The organism is Pedobacter sp. R-06, from assembly GCF_049913135.1.
In the GTDB taxonomy this organism is placed as follows: Bacteria; Bacteroidota; Bacteroidia; order Sphingobacteriales; family Sphingobacteriaceae; genus Pedobacter.
Map to the genome: position 1 here is coordinate 3,718,467 of NZ_CP183977.1, position 20,815 is coordinate 3,739,281.

The following is a 20,815-nucleotide window of genomic DNA, read 5'->3' on the forward strand; positions in this document are numbered from 1 at the left end:
AATCAAATGAATAAATCAAAATATTAAATAAAATGATTAACCATGAAAAAGCAATTCTTTTTTTGCGCGTTTCAGTTATTAGTTCTTGCCGGTTGGGCACAAACTGCCGGTAAACTAAGCCTCCAGGATTGTTACCAACTGGCCGAACAAAATTACCCGCTTGTAAAACAACGTGAACTCATTACGAAAACAGCTGATTATACCATCGAAAATATACGAAAGGGTTTGCTCCCGCAGCTCAACATTTATGGCCAGGCCACCTACCAATCGGAAGTAACTGCAATACCGATTAAACTACCAGGAGTAACCATTCCAGTTTTAAGCAAAGATCAGTACAAACTCTTTGCAGAAATTAACCAGGTAGTATATGATGGAGGTGAGGTTAAACAGCAGAAACAACTGCAAAAAAATAATGAAACTTTAAACCAGCAACAGCTTCAATCCGATCTTTACCAACTAAAAGGCCGCATTAACCAGTTATTTTTCGGCGTACTGCTGCTAGGCGAGCAGTTAAAACAAAATGCATTGGTTATAAAGGATATGCAATTAGGTTATCAGAAAACTGTTGCATCTATAAAAAATGGCGTTGCTTTTAAAAGCAGTGGCGATGTTATAACAGCCGAAATCTTAAAGAACAAACAACATTCTATTGAGCTTATTGCCTCGCGTAAGGCTTATATCGATGTGCTGAGCTTATATATTAACAAAAACGTTGATGAGCACACCATTCTGATAAAGCCGCAATCCGTAACCGTTATACGTGAAATCAACCGGCCAGAGCTACAGGTATACAATCAGCAGATTAAAAATCTTGAGGTACAGAACAAACTCCTCACCGTTAAAACCCTCCCCAAGCTGAACCTGTTTTTACAGGGCGGCATAGGGCGTCCGGCACTGAATATGCTGAGCAATAACATAGACGCTTATTACATCGGCGGGATTAAACTTACCTGGTCTCCATCTGTATTTTATACCCTTAAGAAAAGCAGGGCACTGATCGATGTTAACCGGAAAAATATAGACATACAAAAAGAAACATTCCTTTTTAATACCAATTTGGTTTTAAGGCAGCAGGATGCTGAGGTTAGCAAATACAGGCAGATGTTAACATCGGATGATGAGATTATTGATCTCCGTACCAAAGTAAAAAACACCGCTTTGGCGCAGTTGGCTAACGGTGTGATTACCAGCCGTGATTTTTTGAGCGAGGTAAACAACGAAGATCAGGCACGTCAAAATAAAATACTACATGAGATACAACTCTTAATGGCCCAATACAACCAACAGACTACAACTGGCAATCAATAATAACCCATCATGAAAAGAACACTATTACCACTCGCAGTACTCACATTAACAAGCCTGTTTTCATGCAGTAAAAGTGAAGACAGATATGATGCATCAGGTACTTTTGAAGCAGTCGAAACTATTGTTTCAGCTCAGGCATCGGGCACGATAAAGGAGCTTAACCTGGAAGAAGGTCAGGTATTAAAAGCCGGACAGGCCATAGGCTATATTGATAGCATACAGCTCTATTTAAAAAAGCAGCAGTTACTTGCACAGGTAAAAGCTACTTTGAGTTCCAAACCTGATATCCATGCCCAAACTGCGGCTCTGCAGGAACAGCTGTACCAGGCTTTGCGTGAACAAAAACGCACAGCCAGCCTTTTAAAATCAGATGCGGCTACGCAAAAGCAGCTTGATGACGCTAACACACAGGTAGATGTTATCAGAAAACAGATTACCGCACTACAATCTTCATTAGGTATTACTTCTGCAAGTTTAAACGATCAGACAGTACCATTAAGCGTACAGATACAGCAGATTGACGATCAGCTCCGCAAATCCAGGATAATCAATCAGGTTAACGGCACGGTATTGACTAAATATGCTGAGGTTAACGAAGGAACAGATATAGGCAAACCCATCTACAAAATAGCAGAATTAAATACCATTACCTTACGCGCTTATATCACAGGGAACCAGCTCTTCCATATCAAAGTTGGTCAGCAGGTAAAAGTATTGGTTGACGATACTAAGGACAGCTATAAAACTTATCCAGGTATAATAGAATGGGTGAGCAATAAAGCAGAATTCACACCAAAAACCATTCAGACCAAAGATGAAAGGGCCAATCTGGTTTACGCAATTAAAATAAGGATAAAAAATGATGGTTACCTGAAAATCGGGATGTACGGAGAGGTTAAATTATAGACTATGGAGGCTGTTATTGTAAAAAACCTGGTAAAGACTTACGGTAAAGACAAAACTGCCGTTGATGATGTTTCTTTTCGGGTAAATCAAGGTGAAATATTTGGGCTGATTGGCCCGGACGGTGCCGGAAAAACAAGCATTTTCAGGGTACTGACTACCTTGCTGCTACCTGATGGTGGATCAGCTATCGTTGATGGTTCTGATGTGGTAAAGGATTACAAACAGATCCGTAACAAAGTGGGCTACATGCCCGGAAAATTCTCTTTATACCAGGATTTGAGTGTGGAAGAAAATCTGAATTTCTTTGCGACAATCTTTAATACTACAGTATCAGAGAATTACCACCTGATCAAAGATATTTACATCCAGCTGGAGCCTTTTAAAAGCCGCAAAGCAGGTCAGCTATCGGGGGGTATGAAACAGAAACTGGCATTGTGCTGTGCGCTTATCCATAAGCCCACCGTTTTATTTCTGGATGAACCAACAACCGGAGTCGACCCTGTATCCCGTAAGGAGTTTTGGGAAATGCTCAAACAGTTAAAATCACAGCACATTACCATTGTTGTATCTACTCCTTATATGGATGAGGCCAATATGTGCGACAGGATAGCCCTTATCCAGTCGGGAAAACTTTTATCGGTCGATAGCCCTGAAAACATTATCACATTGTATCCAGAACAATTGTATGCTATTAAGGCCACTAATATGCATGCTCTTTTAAAGGTACTGAGAAAATACGAGCCGGTAATGAGTAGTTATGCTTTCGGAGAATTTGTACACGTTTCATTCAAGGACCCGGAATTTAATCCAGATCAGGCGATTACCTACTTAAAAGATCAGGGATTAAGTGATATTGAACTTAAAAAAACAGCAGTAACCATTGAGGATTGTTTTATTAAACTATTGTAATCATGAGCGAGGCCGTAATTAAAACAGATAAACTAACCAAACGTTTTGGTGATTTTATTGCTACCAATGAGATTACCTTTGAAGTGAATAAGGGAGAAATCTTTGGATTTCTTGGTGCAAACGGTGCAGGAAAAACTACTGCTATGCGTATGTTATGCGGGCTTTCCCTACCCTCATCAGGCGAAGCCACCATAGCTGGATTTGATGTTTATAAACAGACCGAGCAAATCAAAAAAAACATTGGCTACATGAGCCAGAAGTTTTCGCTTTATGAAGATCTTACGGTACTGGAAAACATTAATTTCTTTGGTGGAATTTACGGTTTAACCGATAAAGAGATCAAAACAAAAAGCATTGAGCTCATAGAACAATTGGGTTTACAGCAACAGGCAAAAAAACTAGTGGCTTCCCTTCCCCTTGGCTGGAAACAAAAACTCTCCTTTTCAGTCGCTGTAATACATGAACCAAAAATCGTTTTTCTGGACGAACCGACTGGTGGTGTCGACCCTGTGACCCGTAGACAGTTCTGGGACCTGATCTATGACGCAGCGGACAGAGGGATAACCATTTTTGTAACTACTCATTATATGGATGAGGCAGAATATTGTAACCGGATCTCCATCATGGTTGACGGTTCTATAAAGGCATTGGATACACCGGCAAATTTAAAGAAGGCTTTTCAGGCCAAAGATATGGACGGAGTATTTTACGAACTGGCTCGTGGTGCAAAACGAAGTGAATAAAACTCAAGCAAATGAAACAGTTTCTGATATTTATAAAAAAAGAGTTCGCACATGTACTGCGCGACCGGAAAACACTCCTGATCCTGTTTGGAATGCCCATTGTGCAGATTCTGATATTTGGTTTCGCACTCACCAGTGAGGTAAAGAATGCCAAAATAGTGATTATGGACCAAGCGAATGATATTTCCTCGAAGCAAATTATAGCTAAAATAAAAGCAAGCAGATATTTTGAGATAGAAAAAGTGGTAATGAATCATCGGCAAATGGAAAATGCGCTTAAACAGGGGGACATCAGGCTCGCTGTGATTTTTCCTGCTAATTTCAATAACGACTTATTGCATCACAATCTTGCCCATATCCAAGTAATTGCCGATGCCTCCGATCCCAACAATGCCACCACCTTGACCAGTTATATCCGTTCTATTACTCAGGATTATATGACAGGCACCCTTAAAATCAATAACATACCTTACCGGATAACGCCCGAAATCAGGTTTCTTTATAATCCCCAGCTCAAAGGTGCGCCCAATTATGTACCTGGTGTGATGGCCCTGGTATTAATGCTGGTCTGCGTTATGATGACGGCTGTTTCCATTGTAAAAGAAAAAGAAACAGGCACAATGGAAATTCTTTTGGTTTCGCCATTTAGTCCGTTCAAGATAATCGTATCTAAAGCTGTCCCCTATCTGCTCCTATCACTTATCAATGTAACCTCTATTTTATTACTTAGTGTTTTTGTGCTTGATCTGCCTATAAACGGCAACATAATGCTACTCTTTGCCGAAAGCATATTATTTATCATTACCTGTTTAACCATCGGTATTTTCATCTCGGTAAAAACAAATAGCATGCAGGTGGCCATGTTGATTTCTTTAATGGGCATGATGCTACCCACTATCCTATTCAGCGGTTTTATGTTCCCGATAGAAAATATGCCCCTACCCCTACAGGTTATTTCAAATATCATACCTGCAAAATGGTATTATATTATTGTTAAGAGTATTATGATAAAAGGCCTCGGTTTTACTGCTATATGGAAGGAAACACTTATACTGACGGGAATAACTGTATTTATGCTGGTTATCAGCTTAAAAAATTTTAAAATCCGCTTATCATGAGAACTATAAAATTTTTACTGCAAAAAGAATTCAGACAGATCTTCCGTAACCGGTCAATATTAGGAATGGTTATCTTCATGCCGATCGTGCAGTTAATCGTCCTGCCGTTAGCAGCCAATTATGAGGTAAAAAACATCAGCGTCGCGGTAATCGATAATGATCATTCCTCCTTTTCACGGAAATTAATCGCTAAAGTAACCTCATCAGGGTATTTCAGATTAACCGGGTACAATTTTTCATTTAACCAGGCATACCAGCTAATCGAAAGGGATAAAGCTGACCTCATACTGGAAATACCCCAGGGTTTTGAACGAAATCTGGTCCGCGAAAATGAGCAGAAATTATTTGTAGCCGTAAATGCAATAAACGGTACAAAAGCCAACCTGGGAAGTGTGTATCTTATGAATGTAATCCAGGATTTTAATGGAGAAGTAAGATTGCAGTTTATCCAGCCCGGCAGGTTTAACCAGCAACCGATAATTGATATTGCCGCATCAAACCGGTACAACCCTATGCTCGATTATCATAAGTTTATGGTTCCGGGTATCCTCGCTACACTGGTAACCATGATAGGCTGTTTTTTAACCGCACTGAATATTGTCAAAGAAAAAGAAGTAGGCACCATCGAACAAATTAACGTGACACCGATAAAGAAACATCATTTCATATTGGGCAAGTTGATCCCATTCTGGATTTTGGGCAACGTGGTATTCACGCTTGGGCTGATCGTAGCCTGGTTAGTTTATGGCATTGTTCCAGTGGGTAATTTATTGTTACTATATGGTTTTATCACGGTTTACTTATTGGCTGTTTCCGGTTTTGGCCTTTTGATCTCCACCTTTTGCGAGTCGCAGCAACAGGCAATGTTTATAATGTTCTTTTTTATTATGATTTTTATTTTGATGGGCGGTTTGTTCACTTCTGTCGACAGCATGCCCGACTGGGCAAAAATAATTACCAAGTTTAATCCGGTTAGTTACCTGATCGAGGTGATGCGAATGATAATCCTTAAGGGAAGTGGACTTAAAAATGTATTGCCACAGCTTGGTGTTATCAGTTTGTTCGCCATAACATTTAATGGTTGGGCTATCTTTAATTACAAGAAGACCGGTTAACAGGTGTCTGCTATTCTTTTCTTTTCTGGGCACGAATAAGCAAACCTTCGAAAACCACAAAAACGATAATCTTAGATATGAAATAGGTAGGTCAGCTCATGCATCTTTTAAATTCTATTTAATGGTTAAAACCCACCTGATATATCTGTTTCTTATATATACTTGGCGCCAGGCCGGTTAATTTTTTGAAGGTTTTAGAAAAGTAGGAAAGGTTATCAAATCCGGTCTGGGTACAAATCTCTGAATATGACATTCTGCTTGTCGCCATTAGATACTGTGCCCGTTCAATGCGTTTTTCGTTTATATAATTCAAAGGTCTGGTTCCCGTATGCTGTTTAAACTGCCTTGAAAAATAATCGGGATTTTGATTTACACGAGAAGCAAGATGATATACAGAAAGGTCTGTGTGTAAATTGATAAGAATATAATTTAAGGTTTCTGCAATTTTTACCGGTATAATTTTCTGTTCCGGGCTTTTGAAAAGCTGGGGATTCAGGAACCTGGCAGTTAGCAGCATCAGGATCCCCTGGGTTTCCAGATACGCCGAAGTGTTCTGCTGGTTATTAAGCTCCTGATATTCTTTATAATAAATATCTTTCTCGTAGATTTTAGGATTATCAGACCGGTTAATTCCTCTTCCAGGATTAATCTGGAGGAGCCTGCGAAAAAGATTAAGGTCTATTTCAGTAGCCGCTGTCCTCAACACATTTCTGTTATTGGCAAAAAGTGAACTTCCATCTGTCGAATCCTCAAAAAACTGGACAAAATACTGGCCCAGGTAATTCTTACAGTTTAAATTACATAACGTAAAACTTGGAACAATGTACAAATAACCAGGCTCTAGCTTTAGCAAGCTTTCTGCATCTGATATTTCACCTTCACCCTCATCTATATAGTAAATGCGGTAGTACGGGCTGATCACATTCCTATAATTCCATTTGGCGTTAAGTCGCACATAATCAACATTAAGAAGTGAAAAGCTATGCCGTAAGTTTCTTTTGATCATCTCAACTACAAATATGCAAACTACTTTAAAATCTTTGAACGTATGCGCAAGATTTTAAATATAATAAAATCGGTTTTTTACAAATACCACCATTTCAATAGATTTTAAGGAAAATAAAACTGAGGGAATCGATTTAAGGAAAGCACTTAAAGTAACTGTAACTGCCTTCAGCTCCAGTTGAATCAGTAAATACTAACCGAAAAAAGTGTTAAAGTCATATTAAATATTGCAGAAAATTCCTGCCAAATCCTAAAAAACCTTGAAGAACGGCATACCGATAATGAAAACATCGCTGTACTTACACACATTTTTGAACACTTAAATAAATGGTATAAGCCGTTTCACTTTCGAACAGGCCGGATACCTACATGATTTTTTCGAATCACGTGCCTTAATTACCATTTCTTAATAAATATTAAAAGAATAGCTCAAAGTGGAAGCGCATTTAGTGATTACTGCTGTAAGTATAGGCAGATCAAACGTTTGCGCAGTCTTTTTCATTTTATTTAAATGTAATTATGAATACATTGTATTGACATTTTAAACAGACATACATCAATTTATCTTAGGGTTTAAACTGGCGAACTAAACATTACAGTAAAAATTATCACCGTAATCCATTACTGGAATATGGTTACCTATAACCAAATACTTACTAAAAACCTAAAAATGAAAAAAAAATTATTACTCTTAACCGTTTCGGCAATTGTAGGCCTTTCGGCCTGTAAAAAAACGGCTGTATTACAAGAAGAAGTTGTAAACAGCAAAAAAACTATGAGTGGCGCCAACGTGCAATCCCTCACTCAGACCAATGTTTTTAATGTCACCGAAAAAATTAATGCATCAATTGAAAGGGACCGCTTAAAAAATGGATACTACCTAACCGATTTTACTGCAACCGGTTTATACATGGCTCCAGGTACTACTGTAGATATCACCGTAGAACAAACCACAGGAACCCGCCTGCCAAAACTATTAATTGGTACCTATTCTAGATATGGCACCTGGAACACCCAGCCCACATCCGTACAGTTAACGGCAGGCACCAATACCATTACCAACGCTGTTGGCGGTTTATTATGGCTCAGGTACACAAATTCTACAACTGGCTCTACCGCTAAAGTAACTTTTAATAGTGGTTACCAATACGCTCCATATTACAAACTTGGCGTAACCACCAATTCAGACTGGATTAATCAATTACAAACATACACTACTCCTGATGTTGTTTTAGAGGGCACAAATTGCTTTATTGTAGTATCAAGAACTAAGGCAATACAATACCAGGCAGAAGATCAGAGTGCTATATTGAACAAAATTACCCAGGTTATTGCGCTAGAGGACGATTTAAACGGCTTAGACAATTCCTTACCTGCACATGCGAAAAATGTGCATACCTATCTTTTAACCCAGCATGAAGATCCAGCCTATTACTTTTTTGCTTACGATTACCGCACGGCTTATATCACCTCAGATGTTAATGCAATTTTAACATTAAGCGCGGTGGGTACCAATGGTTGGGGCTTATGGCACGAACTGGGCCACCAGCACCAAATGATGTGGCGTTGGGGTGCTCTGGGTGAGGTTTCGGTAAATCTTTACAGTTTATATGTGCAGCGTACCCTTACTCCATCTATCAACAGACTGGTAAATGATGGGGTTTGGCCAAAAGCCTTTACCTATTTAGGAAAACCTGCCGGCACCAAAGATTATAACGGATCAACAAGTTATGCCAATCCTTTAACCGATCTGTTTATCAGGCTCTGCATGTTCCAACAATTAACCTTGGCAAAGGATATGCGTGTTGAAAATCCAACCTTAGCTAATGATGATGCCAGGATGCGTTATTTCATGCTGAAGGCTTGTAGTATATCGGGCAGAAACTTAAGTAACTTCTTCCAAAATTGGGGATTAAATTTGTCTACTTCAGCAGCTACTACTCAAATATATGCAGACATGGCTGCTTTGGGTTTACCAGCGCCAAGCACTGATCCCTCTACCCTGCAAGACAATGTTGCACCTTTAACAGAATTAAGTAAAACTGGCTGGAGCATAAACTCTTTCAGCTCTGAAGAGACCAGTGGCGAGGGCGCTATCAATGGCAGGGCAGCTACTTTAATCGATGGTAGCCACAGTACCTTCTGGCACTCACGCTGGACCACTTCTGCAACAAGTTATCCACACCAGATTGTGATTGATTTAGGATCTTCGAAATCGGCAAACGGCTTAAGTTTAGTGCAAAGAAGCGGATTGAGCCGGGCGATTAAAAACTTTCAGGTTTTAACAAGTACCGATAATATAAATTTCACATCAGTAAACAATTATGTAGCTCAAAATGCTGCCGGAGTACAATATTTTGCGTTTGGCAGTACCAAAACCTTAAGGTACCTCAAGGTAATTATGAACTCTGCACAAGATGGTTTGCAGTTTGCATCGCTGGCAGAGCTGGGATTATACAATTAACAATTTAATAAGAAGAGGGTCAATATGTGGCTCTCTTCTTATTTATCGCTGCATACATTGTCTTTTTGATTTATATTCACAGTCGAAAAAAAATGTTACAAGTATAACGGAAACAGCATTTTAATGATGAGCCTGATGGGCAGACTGAATATAAACAGATAAATCGGTTTTTGGACTTATAGGTTATTTACTTCAAAACCACGATAGCTAAGCATTTCGGCATTATGCGAAACAATTAGGCGGAGTTTTAGTCTTTCGATAATTGCTCTGGCTTGGGCAATATTTCTTTGCATATCGTTTATTCCCCTGATTTCGATTCCCCCAGACATTAGTTTAAATTTGCTGGGCTCAAACTTATCAATAAACTGCTGTAGATCTGGGCTAACTGTTACCTGATTGTTTTGCATAATCAATTATTAATTCTTTTGCCACAAAGCAAGACAAAGCATTTTAACTTATCAGCGCTTTCATATTAACTTATTAAGAAATGTTAACAAAGGGCTTTCTTCAATATAATCCCTTCTTTCACCGATATTTGAGGTTATCCCAGTCAACATGCAGATTGGAAATAAACCTTAAAATCGAATAGCATGACATAAACATGACGTTCACTTAACTTTCAGATGATATTCGGCTAATAGTTTTGTGTTAAAGAACTGGGACATGCGTACGATAAAAAGATTGACCAAACTCAATTATTATTTCTTTACAACAATATCAGTACTTCTGTTGTCGCTCCTCTTTAATTTTAGCTTTTCTAAAACAGATGGATTCCTCATTTTTAACCGTTTTCATCCAACGTGGCTAGATATTTTTTTTAAGTATATCACCAATTTTGGAGATGGTTTAATCAGTATTCTGGCTGCAGTAATACTGCTTTCAGTCCGGAAAAAGAAAAAAGCAATGACTGTGGCTCTTGCTTATATTTATTCAGGGCTGCTTATTCAAATCGCAAAAAGGATATTCCACATGCCAAGGCCTAAATATTTTTTCGAGCAGACTTTATTTCAGTATACTCATTTTGTTGAAGGGGTAAACATGCACGACCAAAATTCTTTTCCTTCAGGCCATACCGCTTCTGCTTTTGCCTTGGCCACAGTATTGGTTTTGGTTTTCAAGAAAAATAAAATCTCATTTTACTGTTTATTTTTTGCTTTTTTAGTCGGTTATTCGCGCATATACCTGGCTCAGCATTTCCTTATTGATGTAATTTTTGGGGCAATAACCGGTATAATCTGTGCTTTAGTTAGTTATCATCAAGTATACGATCTTAAACTTTTCAGATCGGCCAAGCTAAGCAAAAGGTATAAACAGCTTAAAATCGCCAGTCAGGCCAACCCCATTTAAGTGAAAGAAATTCCTGCTAAACTTTGGCTTTTTATAATGGTAATGACTGTAATCAAACTGATCATTGCCTCAACAACAGCACTTGGAAACGATGAGGTATATTATTGGACCTATGCTTTAAATCTGGAATGGAATTATTTTGATCATCCCCCATTTGTGGCGTGGTTAATCAGAGCAACAACAGTAAATTTATACATTCATAACGAATTGGCTGTTCGGCTCGGCGCCATAATATCATCAACAATTGGTACAATAATCGTATATAAAACAGGTAAATTACTCCTTAATGCCCGAGTAGGTTGGTTTGCCGTATTACTTTATTCTTCGTCTTTTTATTGCAGCATTATCGCTGGGACATTTATTTTGCCAGATAGCCCTCAAATGGTTTTCTGGCTTTGGAGCATCTTTTTGTTACTTAAAATCACCAAATCTATCCATCTGGGTTTACCCACATTAAGTTTATGCTGCTGGTTCGGTGTGGCAACAGGTCTTTGTATGATGTGTAAGATTCATGGTATCTATTTATGGGTGGCCGTTCTACTGTTCGCTCTGTTTAGCAATAGAAAATTGATGGTACAAAAAGGCATGTATGTTTCTGCCTTAATTAGCTTGATTATTGTATCTCCTTTTATCATCTGGAACATCCGGCATCATTTCATTACCTACACCTATCACAGTAATCGGGTTAGCCTGTTCCACGCTGGCATAAATCCATTGGCTTTTGCCAGAGAAATTAGCGGGCAAATATTTTACAACAATCCAATTGTTTTTTTTCTGACGTGGATTGCAGTTTTTAGTTTGATCAAAACCAAGAATCATCATTTTAAAAGCGAAATACGACTGCTATTATATTGTGCACTCCCACTTATTGCAACCCTGATTTTTCTTTCGATTTTTAGAGATACATTGCCACATTGGTCTGGTCCGGCCTATAGCTGTTTAATATTTCTTTCTGCATTGAAGCTGGAATCTTTTACCTTCTCAAAAGTAAAAGCCACTATTAGTGCTAGTATGCTGTTTTTCTTATTCGTGGTAAGTGCGGGTCTCATCGCAATTAATTTTTACAAGGGTACATTTTCGCCACAAAAAGACACCATGCATTTGGGTACCGGAGACCCCACCTTAGACTTATACGGCTGGAAAGAAACAGCAAGAATAATTGATTCTATTTACCGCGTTGATAAATCATCCAAAAAGAATAAGACGGTCCATACCATTGTGATTACAAAATGGTTTCCTGCTGCTCATTTAGATTTTTATGTCTGCAACAAAACAGGTTTACATACCTTTGGCATAGGAAAAATCTTCGATCTTCACCAGTATTATTGGTCGAACCAAACTAAACAGAAATTAACTGCCGGAGATAACGCATATTACATTATCCCTTCTAATCTTTACGATGAAAACAGCCTAGAATTAATCAAATCTCAATTTAAAGATTGCAAAACACCAATTATTGCACCTATTTTCAGAAACGGAGTTATTTGCAAAAACATTTTATTATTTCGGCTAAATGGCTATAAAGAATAGTTCAAGCTCAATTAAAGCCGATTAATTAAAATCTAAAACTAAATAAAATGATGGTATAAAATATAAAGTAATTAATTGCACTTGAGCAGAAAATGCAATAAATTAGCTTAGAAATCAAAGCCGATCACATTTGGCTGGTAGCGAACCTCTTCCTAAAAATAGATGATGCCCAATATTAAAGTATATCCGCTAAGTTTGCTGTTCCTGACGTTTTTATTCAGTTCTCTATCCTCAATAGGGCAGATTGTACTCAAGGATAAAAAATATCACGTAGATACTAAAATATTTTCGCAAACAGATTCCGGCACACTAAAGTTAGATATTTATTACAGTGGTAAAATAACAGAAATTAAGCCAACAGTGCTTTTTGTATTTGGTGGTGGCTTTGTAATGGGCCACAGAGACAGTAAGTTATTTGATCAATATTTTAATACTTTGATAGGGCATGGTTATAAAGTGGTGTCTGTTGACTATCGATTAGGCCTGAAAGGAAAGAAATTTCCAAGTCCATTTAATACTTCAAATTTAAAAGCAGCTATTGATACGGCTACGACTGATGTTTTCGATGCAACAGCCTATCTGCTTAAAAATGCAAAAGAACTCGGTATCGATACGGCTATGATCATCCTATCGGGATCTAGTGCGGGCGCTATTACTGCACTACACGCCGACTACAATAAGCGGAATGCAACAGCGTTATCGGCTAAACTCCCACAGTATTTTCAATACAAAGGTGTAATTTCTTTTGCCGGGGCAATATTAAGTTATCATGGTGCACCAAAATACGCTATGCCACCAGCACCTACGATGCTTTTCCATGGCACAGCCGATAAACTTGTTCCTTACAACAAAGTGAGATTACTTAACAGGGGCTTTTTTGGCTCGAAGTATCTTGCACGCACCTTCAGAAAAAATGGATATCCGTATTACTTTCAGTATGTGCAAGATATGGGACACGAAATAGCAGGCTCTCCAATGGTTGAAAACCTGCCTGATATTTTGTGGTTTATTGAAAATTACATCATTAAACAAAAGCGCTACTTTATGGAAGTAGACTTTAAAGATGCCGACAAAAAACCCACTTTTAGCATACCTCCTGCTTTAAAAAGGAGGTAGCGTAAATCGTATGGTTTCTTATTTTTTCAATTCGAGCACTGCAGCGATAGGCAAATGATCAGAAGCATAACGCTCAGGAATAACCTCGTGCGAAACAATTTTAAAAGGATTTCCTGTTTTAAAACCAATATGATCAATGGTTTTCCGTGGGTTGATCACAGGAATGGTAAAACCACAATCGCTACATGTTCTGGTAAAATTAGAATCGAATATTTTAATGCTTTCTGAACTTGGATCGGCGTTCAAATCACCCGCAACAATTAGCGACAGAGTTTCTTTTGCTGTTAACCGATTAATCTCCTTAGCCTGAAGGATACGGTTATCTTCCGGGCGTTGCGCATCAAGATGGGTAGAAGCAAAACGGATAAAAACTCCTTTGGCAATTTCGGCAGTTGCAATGGCTAAAACCCTTTGTTCTGCTTTGGCATCGTTATTTTTAGGCAACATAAAAGTCTGCTGACCTGATAAGGGAAAACGTGATAAAATGGCTACGCCATAGTCGCCCCCATCATGGTCTATTGCTTTACCAAAATAAAAATTCATCTTCAATTTGGTGGCCAGCAAAGCGGCCTGGTTAATAACGCCCGATCTTTTGGTATTCACGTCTACTTCTTGTAAAGCCAGAAGGTCAGGTTTTTCTTGTGCTATCGTTTTGGCAATGGCATCAACATCAATAAGGCCTTCCTTCTCTTTTGACGGCGGGTTACAGTGGTGAAGGTTATAAGACATGATGCGCAGTACATTACTTCGCTTTGATTCAGCTTGCTTGCTGATTATAGGTGAACAAGCGACTAAAAGGCAAATACTGATCATTAAAAAAGCATGTAATTTTTTCATATCTGTTAAATTAACAAATAAAAAGAGGCTTCATTAAAATTAATATCAAAAATGATCGCTCTATCTTAACGGATTAGTTTTCATGCTCTCCAGCCTCACCGCCCAGTATCCTTTCCATTTCTATCATCATCTGTTCGGCCAGGCGTTGTTTAGCCTGCAATTTCGACAGGTAAGCATCTGCAAATGTTACTTCAAGCTCATCCATAATAAAGGCATATTTTGCCTTAAGTTCTATAAGATCAATCTGAAGTTTCTTGGAAAGATTTTGCATAGTACAAAGCTAAAAAAAGGGAGACTATAATTTCGGATAAAGGTTTTATTTTTCTTTCAAAAAAAAATACACTAAATAGACAAACCCATTAAAACAATCCCCTAATTCTTTCGTTTATAAATTGATTCCGGCGTGGTTTCCGGAATAGTTTGTTTGGTTAGTTGATTAGGGATCACTCCCAAAGTGAATCCCTTTTCTTTTTTACAAAGCTTTCTATCAATTGAGCATAGTTTCCAGACAATATTTTCTAAATTCAGCTTTTAAATCGATTATATAATGGAAGAAATCAGATGGGGCATTATTGGCTGTGGGGATGTGACCGAAGTAAAAAGCGGACCAGCATTTAATAAAGTAACCAATTCTAAATTGGTGGCTGTAATGCGTCGCGATGGTACCAAAGCAGCAGATTATGCCAAACGGCATCAGGTACCTAAATGGTATGATAATGCTTCTCAACTGATTAACGATCCTGAGGTTAATGCCATTTACATTGCTACCCCTCCGCTACAGCACGAAGCTTACACCATTGAAGCCTTAAAAGCCGGCAAGCCAGTATATGTAGAAAAACCCATGACTTTAGATGCTAATGCTGCTCAACGTATGGCTGATGCAGCTAATCGGCTAAAGATAAAGCTTTGCGTGGCCCATTATCGCCGCGCACAACCAATGTTCTTAAAAGTTAAAGAACTGCTGGGAGCAAATGCCATTGGCGATGTTCGTTTAGTCCGGTTAAAAATGCTCCAGTCACCCAACCCTGTGCTAATTGCCAAAACAGCCGATAATTGGCGGATCAATCCAGCTATTTCTGGGGGTGGTTTATTTCATGACCTGGCTCCGCATCAATTAGATCTTATGACTTATTACTTCGGTGCTGTAAAAAATGCCATGGGCGTTGCCACCAGGCAACAGGAAAACACCGGGGTTGATGATCTGGTTGCGGGAAATATCCTTTTCGAAAATGGAGTTGTTTTCAGCGGTACCTGGTGTTTCTCTGTTGCCGCACAAGATCAAGCTGATAGCTGCGTGATTTATGGTTCAAAAGGTCACATTAGTTTCCCGATGTTTGGCAATAAAATCACCGTTACTACCGATCGAAAAGAAGAATTTATATTCGAGCCTTTGCAGCATGTGCAACAACCTATGATTGAAAAAGTAGTTGATTACTTTTTAGGCAAAGGAGAAAACCCATGCAGTGGCGAAGATGCATTGATTACGATGAAATTAATGGATAATTTTACAGGAAATAAATCATGAAAAGAACTACACTATTTATTGCTTTAGCTATTATTGCTTTAAGTATTTTAGCTTATTTCATAACAAATAAGAAAAATGCTGGAGATTCTGACAAATACTTTATTTCTACCGAAATGGAAAGCAACGAACGGCTTAAAGCACTAAACCTGAATGGTATTTCGGAAGATGCATCATACATTCTTGACACAACAAAGCTGTCATTTCCAGCCAAAAACAACGAGATGAAGAATGAAGGTTACAATGCTGATCCTAAACGCGAGTGGGTCATCAAGTTGATAAAAGTAAATGGCGAGGACTTTAATAAGAATGACATTGCAAAACTATTTGATTATGAATGGAGAACAAAATACCCATCCACTATTTATGGTTATTCGGTAAAGAATCATAGATGGTCTTTTGCAGATGCCAGCGATGCCCCAGATTATTTCAATAAAATTGAAATTGCAATTAATCTCTTAGATACTTACAACGCAGAAAGCCTTGATCACTATCAAAAAAAATTAGAAGGTTACATAACTGAATTGCAAAAACGCTCTAAAAAGTTCTCTGATAAACTTCAGTTCGAAAAAACTGAGACAACAGAGCATGCGATTACCAAAGCAAAAAAAATCATTCAACTACATCAAGAATTCAATTTAGATGCAATTGTAATCCTCCAAGCGAAACAACCTTTTAAAGGAACTTCTGCATGGGATGCCTTACAAAGTGTTGGGCTAAGTTGGGGAGATGGCGACCTATTTCATTGGATCAACACACATGATTATGGTGGAGATGAAAATTTTAGCGTATGGACATCTACCGCGCCAAACTATTTCTTACCCGAAGAAGTTCGAGCTGGTAACATGAACCCCAATGATCTTATTTTTGGTTTCTCCATAGCCCGAAGCGCAGACCCGGAAAATATATTCGAAATCATGGTGGAGGCAGCAAAATATTGCCAGAAAAGATTGGGTGGAGAACTCCTAAACGGAGACGGCCAGCCATTCAATTTCGACAATGAAAAACTAAAACTCAAAGTGTTTCTTTCCAAAATGAAGCAGAAAGGGATTATCCCTGGCTCAAGCGATGCATTAAAATTTTTTTGATAAATAACACTCTTCAGTTAATCGGATTTATAATCCCGTCCCAAGCGCTAAGGATCTGCAATCCTTAAACGAACAAATTAAACAAAATACGATTTGAAAATCCGAATAGTTGCTCCTACATCATCTTCTTAAAGCCCTCCCACTGTACTTTCCACGTTCCATCTTTAGGGAAACCAGGATTTGTGGTGTTATTTCCATCCCAGCCAGCACACATTAAAGCCACAGCAGCAAGTAAACCTCCATTTCCAGGCAGATAAATGCGCAGGCGATCATCTTGGTAATTGTGGCCGTTAACAAGATAAGTATTGGTTTGTACTGGCATCAGCAAGGCATCGATCGCTTTTTCAGGCATGCCTAAGCGTGTGGCAGTCATTGCTGTCATCGGGAAATCCCATCCCCAGGTATCATTCCAGCTCCAGTCTTTCCAAACCAGATCAAAGGTTTTGCGCATGGTTGCTTTATCCAATAAATTTGTTTCAGGCAACATACCAAATGCCCCCAATACGGAAGGGTGATCGGTTTTATATTCGGGATTGGTGTAAGAATCAGGCGCACTTTCTGCAGCCAGATACACGCCATTTTGTATCGGTAGAGGTGATAATTTAGCCATAACTTCATCCCATTTTGAGTTCCTTGGCAAACCTAAACGCAAACGCCATTCTTGAGCGGTTTTCAAACCCCATTCCCAGTAGGCCAGCTCATAAGTGGGATTGAAGGTTGTTTCGGCTTTAAAACGCTCTTGGGCGGGAATTAGCCCAGGTCCGAGTACATAACAACCTTTTGCAGCATCGAAATGAGCAAACGAAGCCATAAAATCGGCAGTTTGAAACACAAGGTCTTTATATTTCTGTAATACTTTTTCATCTTTATGTGCACGGTATTCCAATTCAGCGAAGGTAATGAGGTGTGGCTGTTGCCAGATTAACATTGCCCCGATTGATGAGGGACTTTCATTACCCTTGTTATCGGTCATTTTTTGCCAGCGTATACCATCAAAACCTTGTACCTGTGCAATTTTTTTTGCTTTATCCGCAACCTTAAAATACCAATCGGTGCTTCGGTTTAACAATTCTGGTCTGCCCCATAATGCAAAGTGAACGCCATGCCACCAATGCATTTCGAGGTGTGGTTTACCAAACCAACTGTTGTAGGTTAAGCCGGTTTCTTGTGGAGGAAAATCGCCCGAACATTGTATTTTAGTGAGGTATTCGGAAAGGATGATTCTGCGTTCGAGTTCAAATGCGTGTTTATCAGTACTTCCACTAAAATCGACCGCAGCACCGCTCATCCAAAAGGCTTTCCATCGCTTCTGACTATTTTGTTGGCTCAATACAAAAGAAGGAACAGGCCGAATGCTTTTCTGCTGTGAAAAAAGACAACTGAAGCTAAACTGTTGACTAATTTTATTGGGAGTAATAGTAAAATAATGTGCCTGTTTCTCGGTCAACTGAGCCTTACCTTTCCAAGAAAAGGAAGTATAATAAACTGCAGAATCGATCAGGTGCTTAATTACAGCACCATCGGCACTTTGTGCCACTAACTGTGAATGGTGTTTGTTGTTATTGCTCCAATCATTTCCAACATCTGCCCATTCGCCAGTAGCTACGGGGTACCTAACCCTGATTTTTAACCTTCCTGCCGCAATTAAAGGCGACAACACCGATGCGCTGATCAGGTCAAGATCCTGATGTCCAACCGTAATTACCTCAACAGGAATTCCCTCTAAGGTAAAACTACTCTTAATTTCACCCGTCCAGGGGTTAAGCTTTTGGTTAATATTTTTAATATCGCTGGCTTTGGCCAGCTGGCCATTCTCTTTAACCAGCTCGAAGCCAATATTCCCCAATTGTAAACGATGTACATTCTGGCGGAAATAATTGGTAGCAGCCTTGGCCCTAAGCGGTGTATTTAACTGTACCGTATAAGGTACTTTGCGACCATATTGATCGTAATATTTATAGGCTTCGGCGATGTTATACTTACCTTCATTTTTGTACGCTCCCCATCCCCACTGTGATTGGGTACCGAGTGGAACACCTTTGGCATAGCGATCTGGAAAACTTTGTAGTCCCGTAGCATCAACCGTAAAAGCAAAACGGCCATTACCAACCGATAAGGAAGAAAGGGAATCTATTTTTTTTACTACAATGGTATGCCGTGTTACCAATGCCTCCCGATCAATCTGTGCAAAAACAGTTTTACAAGTGAAAAGCATTACGAAGAGTATCAATAGCTTAAATTGGTTTTTGATTCTACACATACCGTTTATTTTACTAAATCATTTAAATATTGAACCAGGTTGCTATAGCCATTTGCATTAATTTTCTGTGCATCCCTGGCATCTGTCGGGTTTAAGCGTTTTGATTTTTCCCAACCATCCGGAATCCCGTCTTGGTCTGCATACTTTACGCTTAATTTAATCAACTTCACAGAAGTGATTTTTTTGAGAAGCGCGGCTGTTTCTTTGATAAAGTCTTCAGATATAGAGGACTGTATAAGCAATAGCCTTTTTAAATTCTTTATGTGTTAAGCTATTTTATAAGGTGTCGTTTATGCCTATTTTGATATCGATGGGTACTTCTTGTTTTAGTTTATGCGGTATAAATGACTTAAAGTCGGTTTACACCGATTTTTTTCTCTCCTTATCTGTTATAATTCTAAAATTACTGAGGAACTGAAATCTACGTATTATGATGCCTGTAATTCTGTTGCATAACGATTTCCTATTGTTTTGTGAAGCGGCGGCACCTTTCTTATCTAATAAATGCGGTAAAATATCCTTGGGTATTCTCCAAAAATCTGGAGGAGGATTTTCTTTGAAGATAAGCAGATAAAGTTTTAATGTTTCCAGATACCAATCCTGATGTTTATTGTATTCCACAATCCCCCCCACATTGGGATAATGATGTAAATTCCGACCCAAAACCAATGGACAGAATTTTTCCCAGTACTCTACAGTATATAGCAGGTGCATGTGCCATACCTTATCAACCACAACAGAAGGCGATGCCCCATTCTGTGATATACAGCAGAGATACACAAAACGCTTATACTCTGCTATTGCCAGTAAAGTAAATCGTCTTGTCCAGCCCTCGGTAACTGCTAATTTGCGCGAAAAAGGGATTGCAAAATCTTCATTGTCCGGCGAATAGCCATAAATCCGTTGCCACAAAGGATCTTCTGCATATTTTACATCTCTTTCATCAGGTAATATCGTTATATATTCAGGTTTCATCGTGAATTAGTTAGCAGCCGCAAGAAACTGAAGATTCATAGATATAAACGGTTTTGGGATAATAATACCTGTTAAGCAGCTGGCAGAAATCGTCGAACGTTTCCTGTAGATCGGTGTCCAATAAATTTAATGTAAAATCCAATACAGGTGAGGCGCCAACAGAAACCGAAAGTTCACGGTTAACAATCTGTATATCGGTTATGGCTTTCCATTGGATAAGGGCAGTATGCTCATAATAATGAAGTCCTTCTTCACATACCCTTAATACCACTGTGTTTTCTTCACGCTTAGCCCAATAACCCACTACTCTTACGGTTACTAATATAAAAGTCAGTATCGCAGAAACATAAAGCGAGATAGATAAGGCCCCTTTTTCTTTCGAAAAAAAGGAAACAATGACAATAATGATAAATGAAAACAAAAACATGCCGGCTATAAATGAACAATTGCTAGGGTCCCAAGCCTTTTTATACAAAATAATTTCATCTTTTACCATAAGCCTTAAAATCTGAAGGTAAGAAAATAACAGATAAAAAGCTGAATTTTAGCGCTAAAAGTCTTAGCATTAATCG

The 20,815-nt window shown here is 38.8% G+C and carries 20 protein-coding genes; 12 read left to right on the forward strand and 8 right to left on the reverse strand.

The window, feature by feature from the left end; all coding sequences use genetic code 11:
* Positions 1–42 precede the first annotated feature (42 nt).
* From ACN9MR_RS14750 to ACN9MR_RS14775, 6 genes are read left to right on the forward strand one after another with little or no spacing between them, the layout of a single operon-like run.
* The gene (locus ACN9MR_RS14750) at positions 43–1,308 is read left to right on the forward strand and encodes a TolC family protein (protein WP_426324718.1); all 1,266 of its coding nucleotides are present in this window, start codon (positions 43–45) and stop codon (positions 1,306–1,308) included.
* Positions 1,309–1,317: 9 nt separating this feature from the next.
* Complete coding sequence (locus ACN9MR_RS14755; protein ID WP_426324720.1) at positions 1,318–2,214, forward strand: HlyD family secretion protein; 897 nt, start codon at positions 1,318–1,320, stop codon at positions 2,212–2,214.
* 3 nt (positions 2,215–2,217) lie between these two features.
* The gene (locus tag ACN9MR_RS14760) at positions 2,218–3,123 is read left to right on the forward strand and encodes an ABC transporter ATP-binding protein (protein ID WP_426324722.1); all 906 of its coding nucleotides are present in this window, start codon (positions 2,218–2,220) and stop codon (positions 3,121–3,123) included.
* 2 nt (positions 3,124–3,125) lie between these two features.
* On the forward strand, positions 3,126–3,866 hold the full coding sequence (locus tag ACN9MR_RS14765; protein ID WP_426324724.1) for an ABC transporter ATP-binding protein: 741 nt from the start codon (positions 3,126–3,128) through the stop codon (positions 3,864–3,866).
* 11 nt (positions 3,867–3,877) lie between these two features.
* The gene (locus tag ACN9MR_RS14770; RefSeq protein WP_426324725.1) at positions 3,878–4,984 is read left to right on the forward strand and encodes an ABC transporter permease; all 1,107 of its coding nucleotides are present in this window, start codon (positions 3,878–3,880) and stop codon (positions 4,982–4,984) included.
* Positions 4,981–6,099 carry an ABC transporter permease gene (locus ACN9MR_RS14775; protein WP_426324726.1) on the forward strand — a complete coding sequence of 373 codons (1,119 nt, stop codon included), beginning with the start codon at positions 4,981–4,983 and terminating at the stop codon, positions 6,097–6,099. Before ACN9MR_RS14770 ends, ACN9MR_RS14775 begins: the two co-directional genes overlap by 4 nt.
* Positions 6,100–6,217: 118 nt before the next feature.
* Here the strand turns inward: ACN9MR_RS14775 and ACN9MR_RS14780 are convergent, their stop codons facing one another.
* A complete protein-coding gene (locus tag ACN9MR_RS14780; protein ID WP_426324727.1) occupies positions 6,218–7,105 on the reverse strand; it encodes a helix-turn-helix domain-containing protein in 888 nt (295 codons plus the stop codon).
* A gap of 669 nt (positions 7,106–7,774) precedes the next feature.
* Between ACN9MR_RS14780 and ACN9MR_RS14785 the strand changes: the two genes are divergently transcribed.
* Entirely contained in the window at positions 7,775–9,568 is a 1,794-nt protein-coding gene (locus ACN9MR_RS14785; protein WP_426324728.1) for a M60 family metallopeptidase, read from the forward strand.
* Positions 9,569–9,744: 176 nt separating this feature from the next.
* On the opposite strand, the gene ACN9MR_RS14790 is transcribed toward ACN9MR_RS14785, so the two are convergent.
* Positions 9,745–9,975: a hypothetical protein gene (locus ACN9MR_RS14790; RefSeq protein WP_029278309.1), complete on the reverse strand. Its 231-nt coding sequence runs from the start codon at positions 9,973–9,975 to the stop codon at positions 9,745–9,747.
* Positions 9,976–10,231: 256 nt separating this feature from the next.
* Here ACN9MR_RS14790 and ACN9MR_RS14795 point away from each other — a divergent pair, with 256 nt between their 5' ends.
* From ACN9MR_RS14795 to ACN9MR_RS14805, 3 genes are all read left to right on the forward strand, one after another.
* On the forward strand, positions 10,232–10,915 hold the full coding sequence (locus ACN9MR_RS14795; RefSeq protein WP_426324729.1) for a phosphatase PAP2 family protein: 684 nt from the start codon (positions 10,232–10,234) through the stop codon (positions 10,913–10,915).
* 42 nt (positions 10,916–10,957) lie between these two features.
* Positions 10,958–12,445 (forward strand): ArnT family glycosyltransferase, encoded by a 1,488-nt coding sequence (locus tag ACN9MR_RS14800; RefSeq protein WP_426324730.1) that lies wholly within the window; start codon positions 10,958–10,960, stop codon positions 12,443–12,445.
* Between the two features lie 162 nt (positions 12,446–12,607).
* Positions 12,608–13,561, forward strand: a complete 954-nt coding sequence (locus tag ACN9MR_RS14805; protein ID WP_426324731.1) for an alpha/beta hydrolase — start codon at positions 12,608–12,610, stop codon at positions 13,559–13,561.
* 18 nt (positions 13,562–13,579) lie between these two features.
* On the opposite strand, the gene ACN9MR_RS14810 is transcribed toward ACN9MR_RS14805, so the two are convergent.
* The gene (locus ACN9MR_RS14810; protein ID WP_426324732.1) at positions 13,580–14,398 is read right to left on the reverse strand and encodes an endonuclease/exonuclease/phosphatase family protein; all 819 of its coding nucleotides are present in this window, start codon (positions 14,396–14,398) and stop codon (positions 13,580–13,582) included.
* Positions 14,399–14,471: 73 nt separating this feature from the next.
* The gene (locus ACN9MR_RS14815; RefSeq protein ID WP_426324733.1) at positions 14,472–14,669 is read right to left on the reverse strand and encodes a hypothetical protein; all 198 of its coding nucleotides are present in this window, start codon (positions 14,667–14,669) and stop codon (positions 14,472–14,474) included.
* Positions 14,670–14,945: 276 nt separating this feature from the next.
* On the opposite strand from ACN9MR_RS14815, the gene ACN9MR_RS14820 reads away from it, so the two are divergent.
* The gene (locus ACN9MR_RS14820) at positions 14,946–15,923 is read left to right on the forward strand and encodes a Gfo/Idh/MocA family protein (RefSeq protein ID WP_426324734.1); all 978 of its coding nucleotides are present in this window, start codon (positions 14,946–14,948) and stop codon (positions 15,921–15,923) included.
* On the forward strand, positions 15,920–17,008 hold the full coding sequence (locus ACN9MR_RS14825; RefSeq protein ID WP_426324735.1) for a cell division protein ZipA C-terminal FtsZ-binding domain-containing protein: 1,089 nt from the start codon (positions 15,920–15,922) through the stop codon (positions 17,006–17,008). The genes ACN9MR_RS14820 and ACN9MR_RS14825 overlap by 4 nt, the downstream gene beginning before the upstream one ends.
* Before the next feature lie 115 nt (positions 17,009–17,123).
* Here the strand turns inward: ACN9MR_RS14825 and ACN9MR_RS14830 are convergent, their stop codons facing one another.
* The 4 genes from ACN9MR_RS14830 to ACN9MR_RS14845 all read right to left on the reverse strand — a co-directional run bounded on the left by ACN9MR_RS14830 (position 17,124) and on the right by ACN9MR_RS14845 (position 20,739).
* Positions 17,124–19,268, reverse strand: a complete 2,145-nt coding sequence (locus tag ACN9MR_RS14830) for a hypothetical protein (RefSeq protein ID WP_426324736.1) — start codon at positions 19,266–19,268, stop codon at positions 17,124–17,126.
* A gap of 5 nt (positions 19,269–19,273) precedes the next feature.
* On the reverse strand, positions 19,274–19,438 hold the full coding sequence (locus ACN9MR_RS14835; protein ID WP_426324737.1) for a hypothetical protein: 165 nt from the start codon (positions 19,436–19,438) through the stop codon (positions 19,274–19,276).
* A 190-nt stretch (positions 19,439–19,628) separates the two neighbouring features.
* On the reverse strand, positions 19,629–20,243 hold the full coding sequence (locus ACN9MR_RS14840) for a glycine-rich domain-containing protein (RefSeq protein WP_426324738.1): 615 nt from the start codon (positions 20,241–20,243) through the stop codon (positions 19,629–19,631).
* 10 nt (positions 20,244–20,253) lie between these two features.
* Positions 20,254–20,739, reverse strand: a complete 486-nt coding sequence (locus ACN9MR_RS14845) for a hypothetical protein (protein WP_426324739.1) — start codon at positions 20,737–20,739, stop codon at positions 20,254–20,256.
* Positions 20,740–20,815 lie beyond the last annotated feature (76 nt).

Excerpts from the sequence above, each read along its gene's own strand:
- ACN9MR_RS14775 (WP_426324726.1), top strand. The coding sequence starts at position 4,981 with ATGAGAACTATAAAATTTTTACTGCAAAAAGAATTCAGACAGATCTTC.
- ACN9MR_RS14790 (WP_029278309.1), bottom strand. The coding sequence starts at position 9,975 with ATGCAAAACAATCAGGTAACAGTTAGCCCAGATCTACAGCAGTTTATT.
- ACN9MR_RS14780 (WP_426324727.1), bottom strand. The coding sequence starts at position 7,105 with ATGATCAAAAGAAACTTACGGCATAGCTTTTCACTTCTTAATGTTGAT.
- ACN9MR_RS14770 (WP_426324725.1), top strand. The coding sequence starts at position 3,878 with ATGAAACAGTTTCTGATATTTATAAAAAAAGAGTTCGCACATGTACTG.
- ACN9MR_RS14845 (WP_426324739.1), bottom strand. The coding sequence starts at position 20,739 with ATGGTAAAAGATGAAATTATTTTGTATAAAAAGGCTTGGGACCCTAGC.
- ACN9MR_RS14810 (WP_426324732.1), bottom strand. The coding sequence starts at position 14,398 with ATGAAAAAATTACATGCTTTTTTAATGATCAGTATTTGCCTTTTAGTC.
- ACN9MR_RS14760 (WP_426324722.1), top strand. The coding sequence starts at position 2,218 with ATGGAGGCTGTTATTGTAAAAAACCTGGTAAAGACTTACGGTAAAGAC.
- ACN9MR_RS14785 (WP_426324728.1), top strand. The coding sequence starts at position 7,775 with ATGAAAAAAAAATTATTACTCTTAACCGTTTCGGCAATTGTAGGCCTT.
- ACN9MR_RS14795 (WP_426324729.1), top strand. The coding sequence starts at position 10,232 with ATGCGTACGATAAAAAGATTGACCAAACTCAATTATTATTTCTTTACA.
- ACN9MR_RS14815 (WP_426324733.1), bottom strand. The coding sequence starts at position 14,669 with ATGCAAAATCTTTCCAAGAAACTTCAGATTGATCTTATAGAACTTAAG.
- ACN9MR_RS14755 (WP_426324720.1), top strand. The coding sequence starts at position 1,318 with ATGAAAAGAACACTATTACCACTCGCAGTACTCACATTAACAAGCCTG.
- ACN9MR_RS14750 (WP_426324718.1), top strand. The coding sequence starts at position 43 with ATGAAAAAGCAATTCTTTTTTTGCGCGTTTCAGTTATTAGTTCTTGCC.
- ACN9MR_RS14800 (WP_426324730.1), top strand. The coding sequence starts at position 10,958 with ATGACTGTAATCAAACTGATCATTGCCTCAACAACAGCACTTGGAAAC.
- ACN9MR_RS14825 (WP_426324735.1), top strand. The coding sequence starts at position 15,920 with ATGAAAAGAACTACACTATTTATTGCTTTAGCTATTATTGCTTTAAGT.
- ACN9MR_RS14805 (WP_426324731.1), top strand. The coding sequence starts at position 12,608 with ATGATGCCCAATATTAAAGTATATCCGCTAAGTTTGCTGTTCCTGACG.
- ACN9MR_RS14765 (WP_426324724.1), top strand. The coding sequence starts at position 3,126 with ATGAGCGAGGCCGTAATTAAAACAGATAAACTAACCAAACGTTTTGGT.
- ACN9MR_RS14820 (WP_426324734.1), top strand. The coding sequence starts at position 14,946 with ATGGAAGAAATCAGATGGGGCATTATTGGCTGTGGGGATGTGACCGAA.
- ACN9MR_RS14830 (WP_426324736.1), bottom strand. The coding sequence starts at position 19,268 with ATGTGTAGAATCAAAAACCAATTTAAGCTATTGATACTCTTCGTAATG.
- ACN9MR_RS14840 (WP_426324738.1), bottom strand. The coding sequence starts at position 20,243 with ATGAAACCTGAATATATAACGATATTACCTGATGAAAGAGATGTAAAA.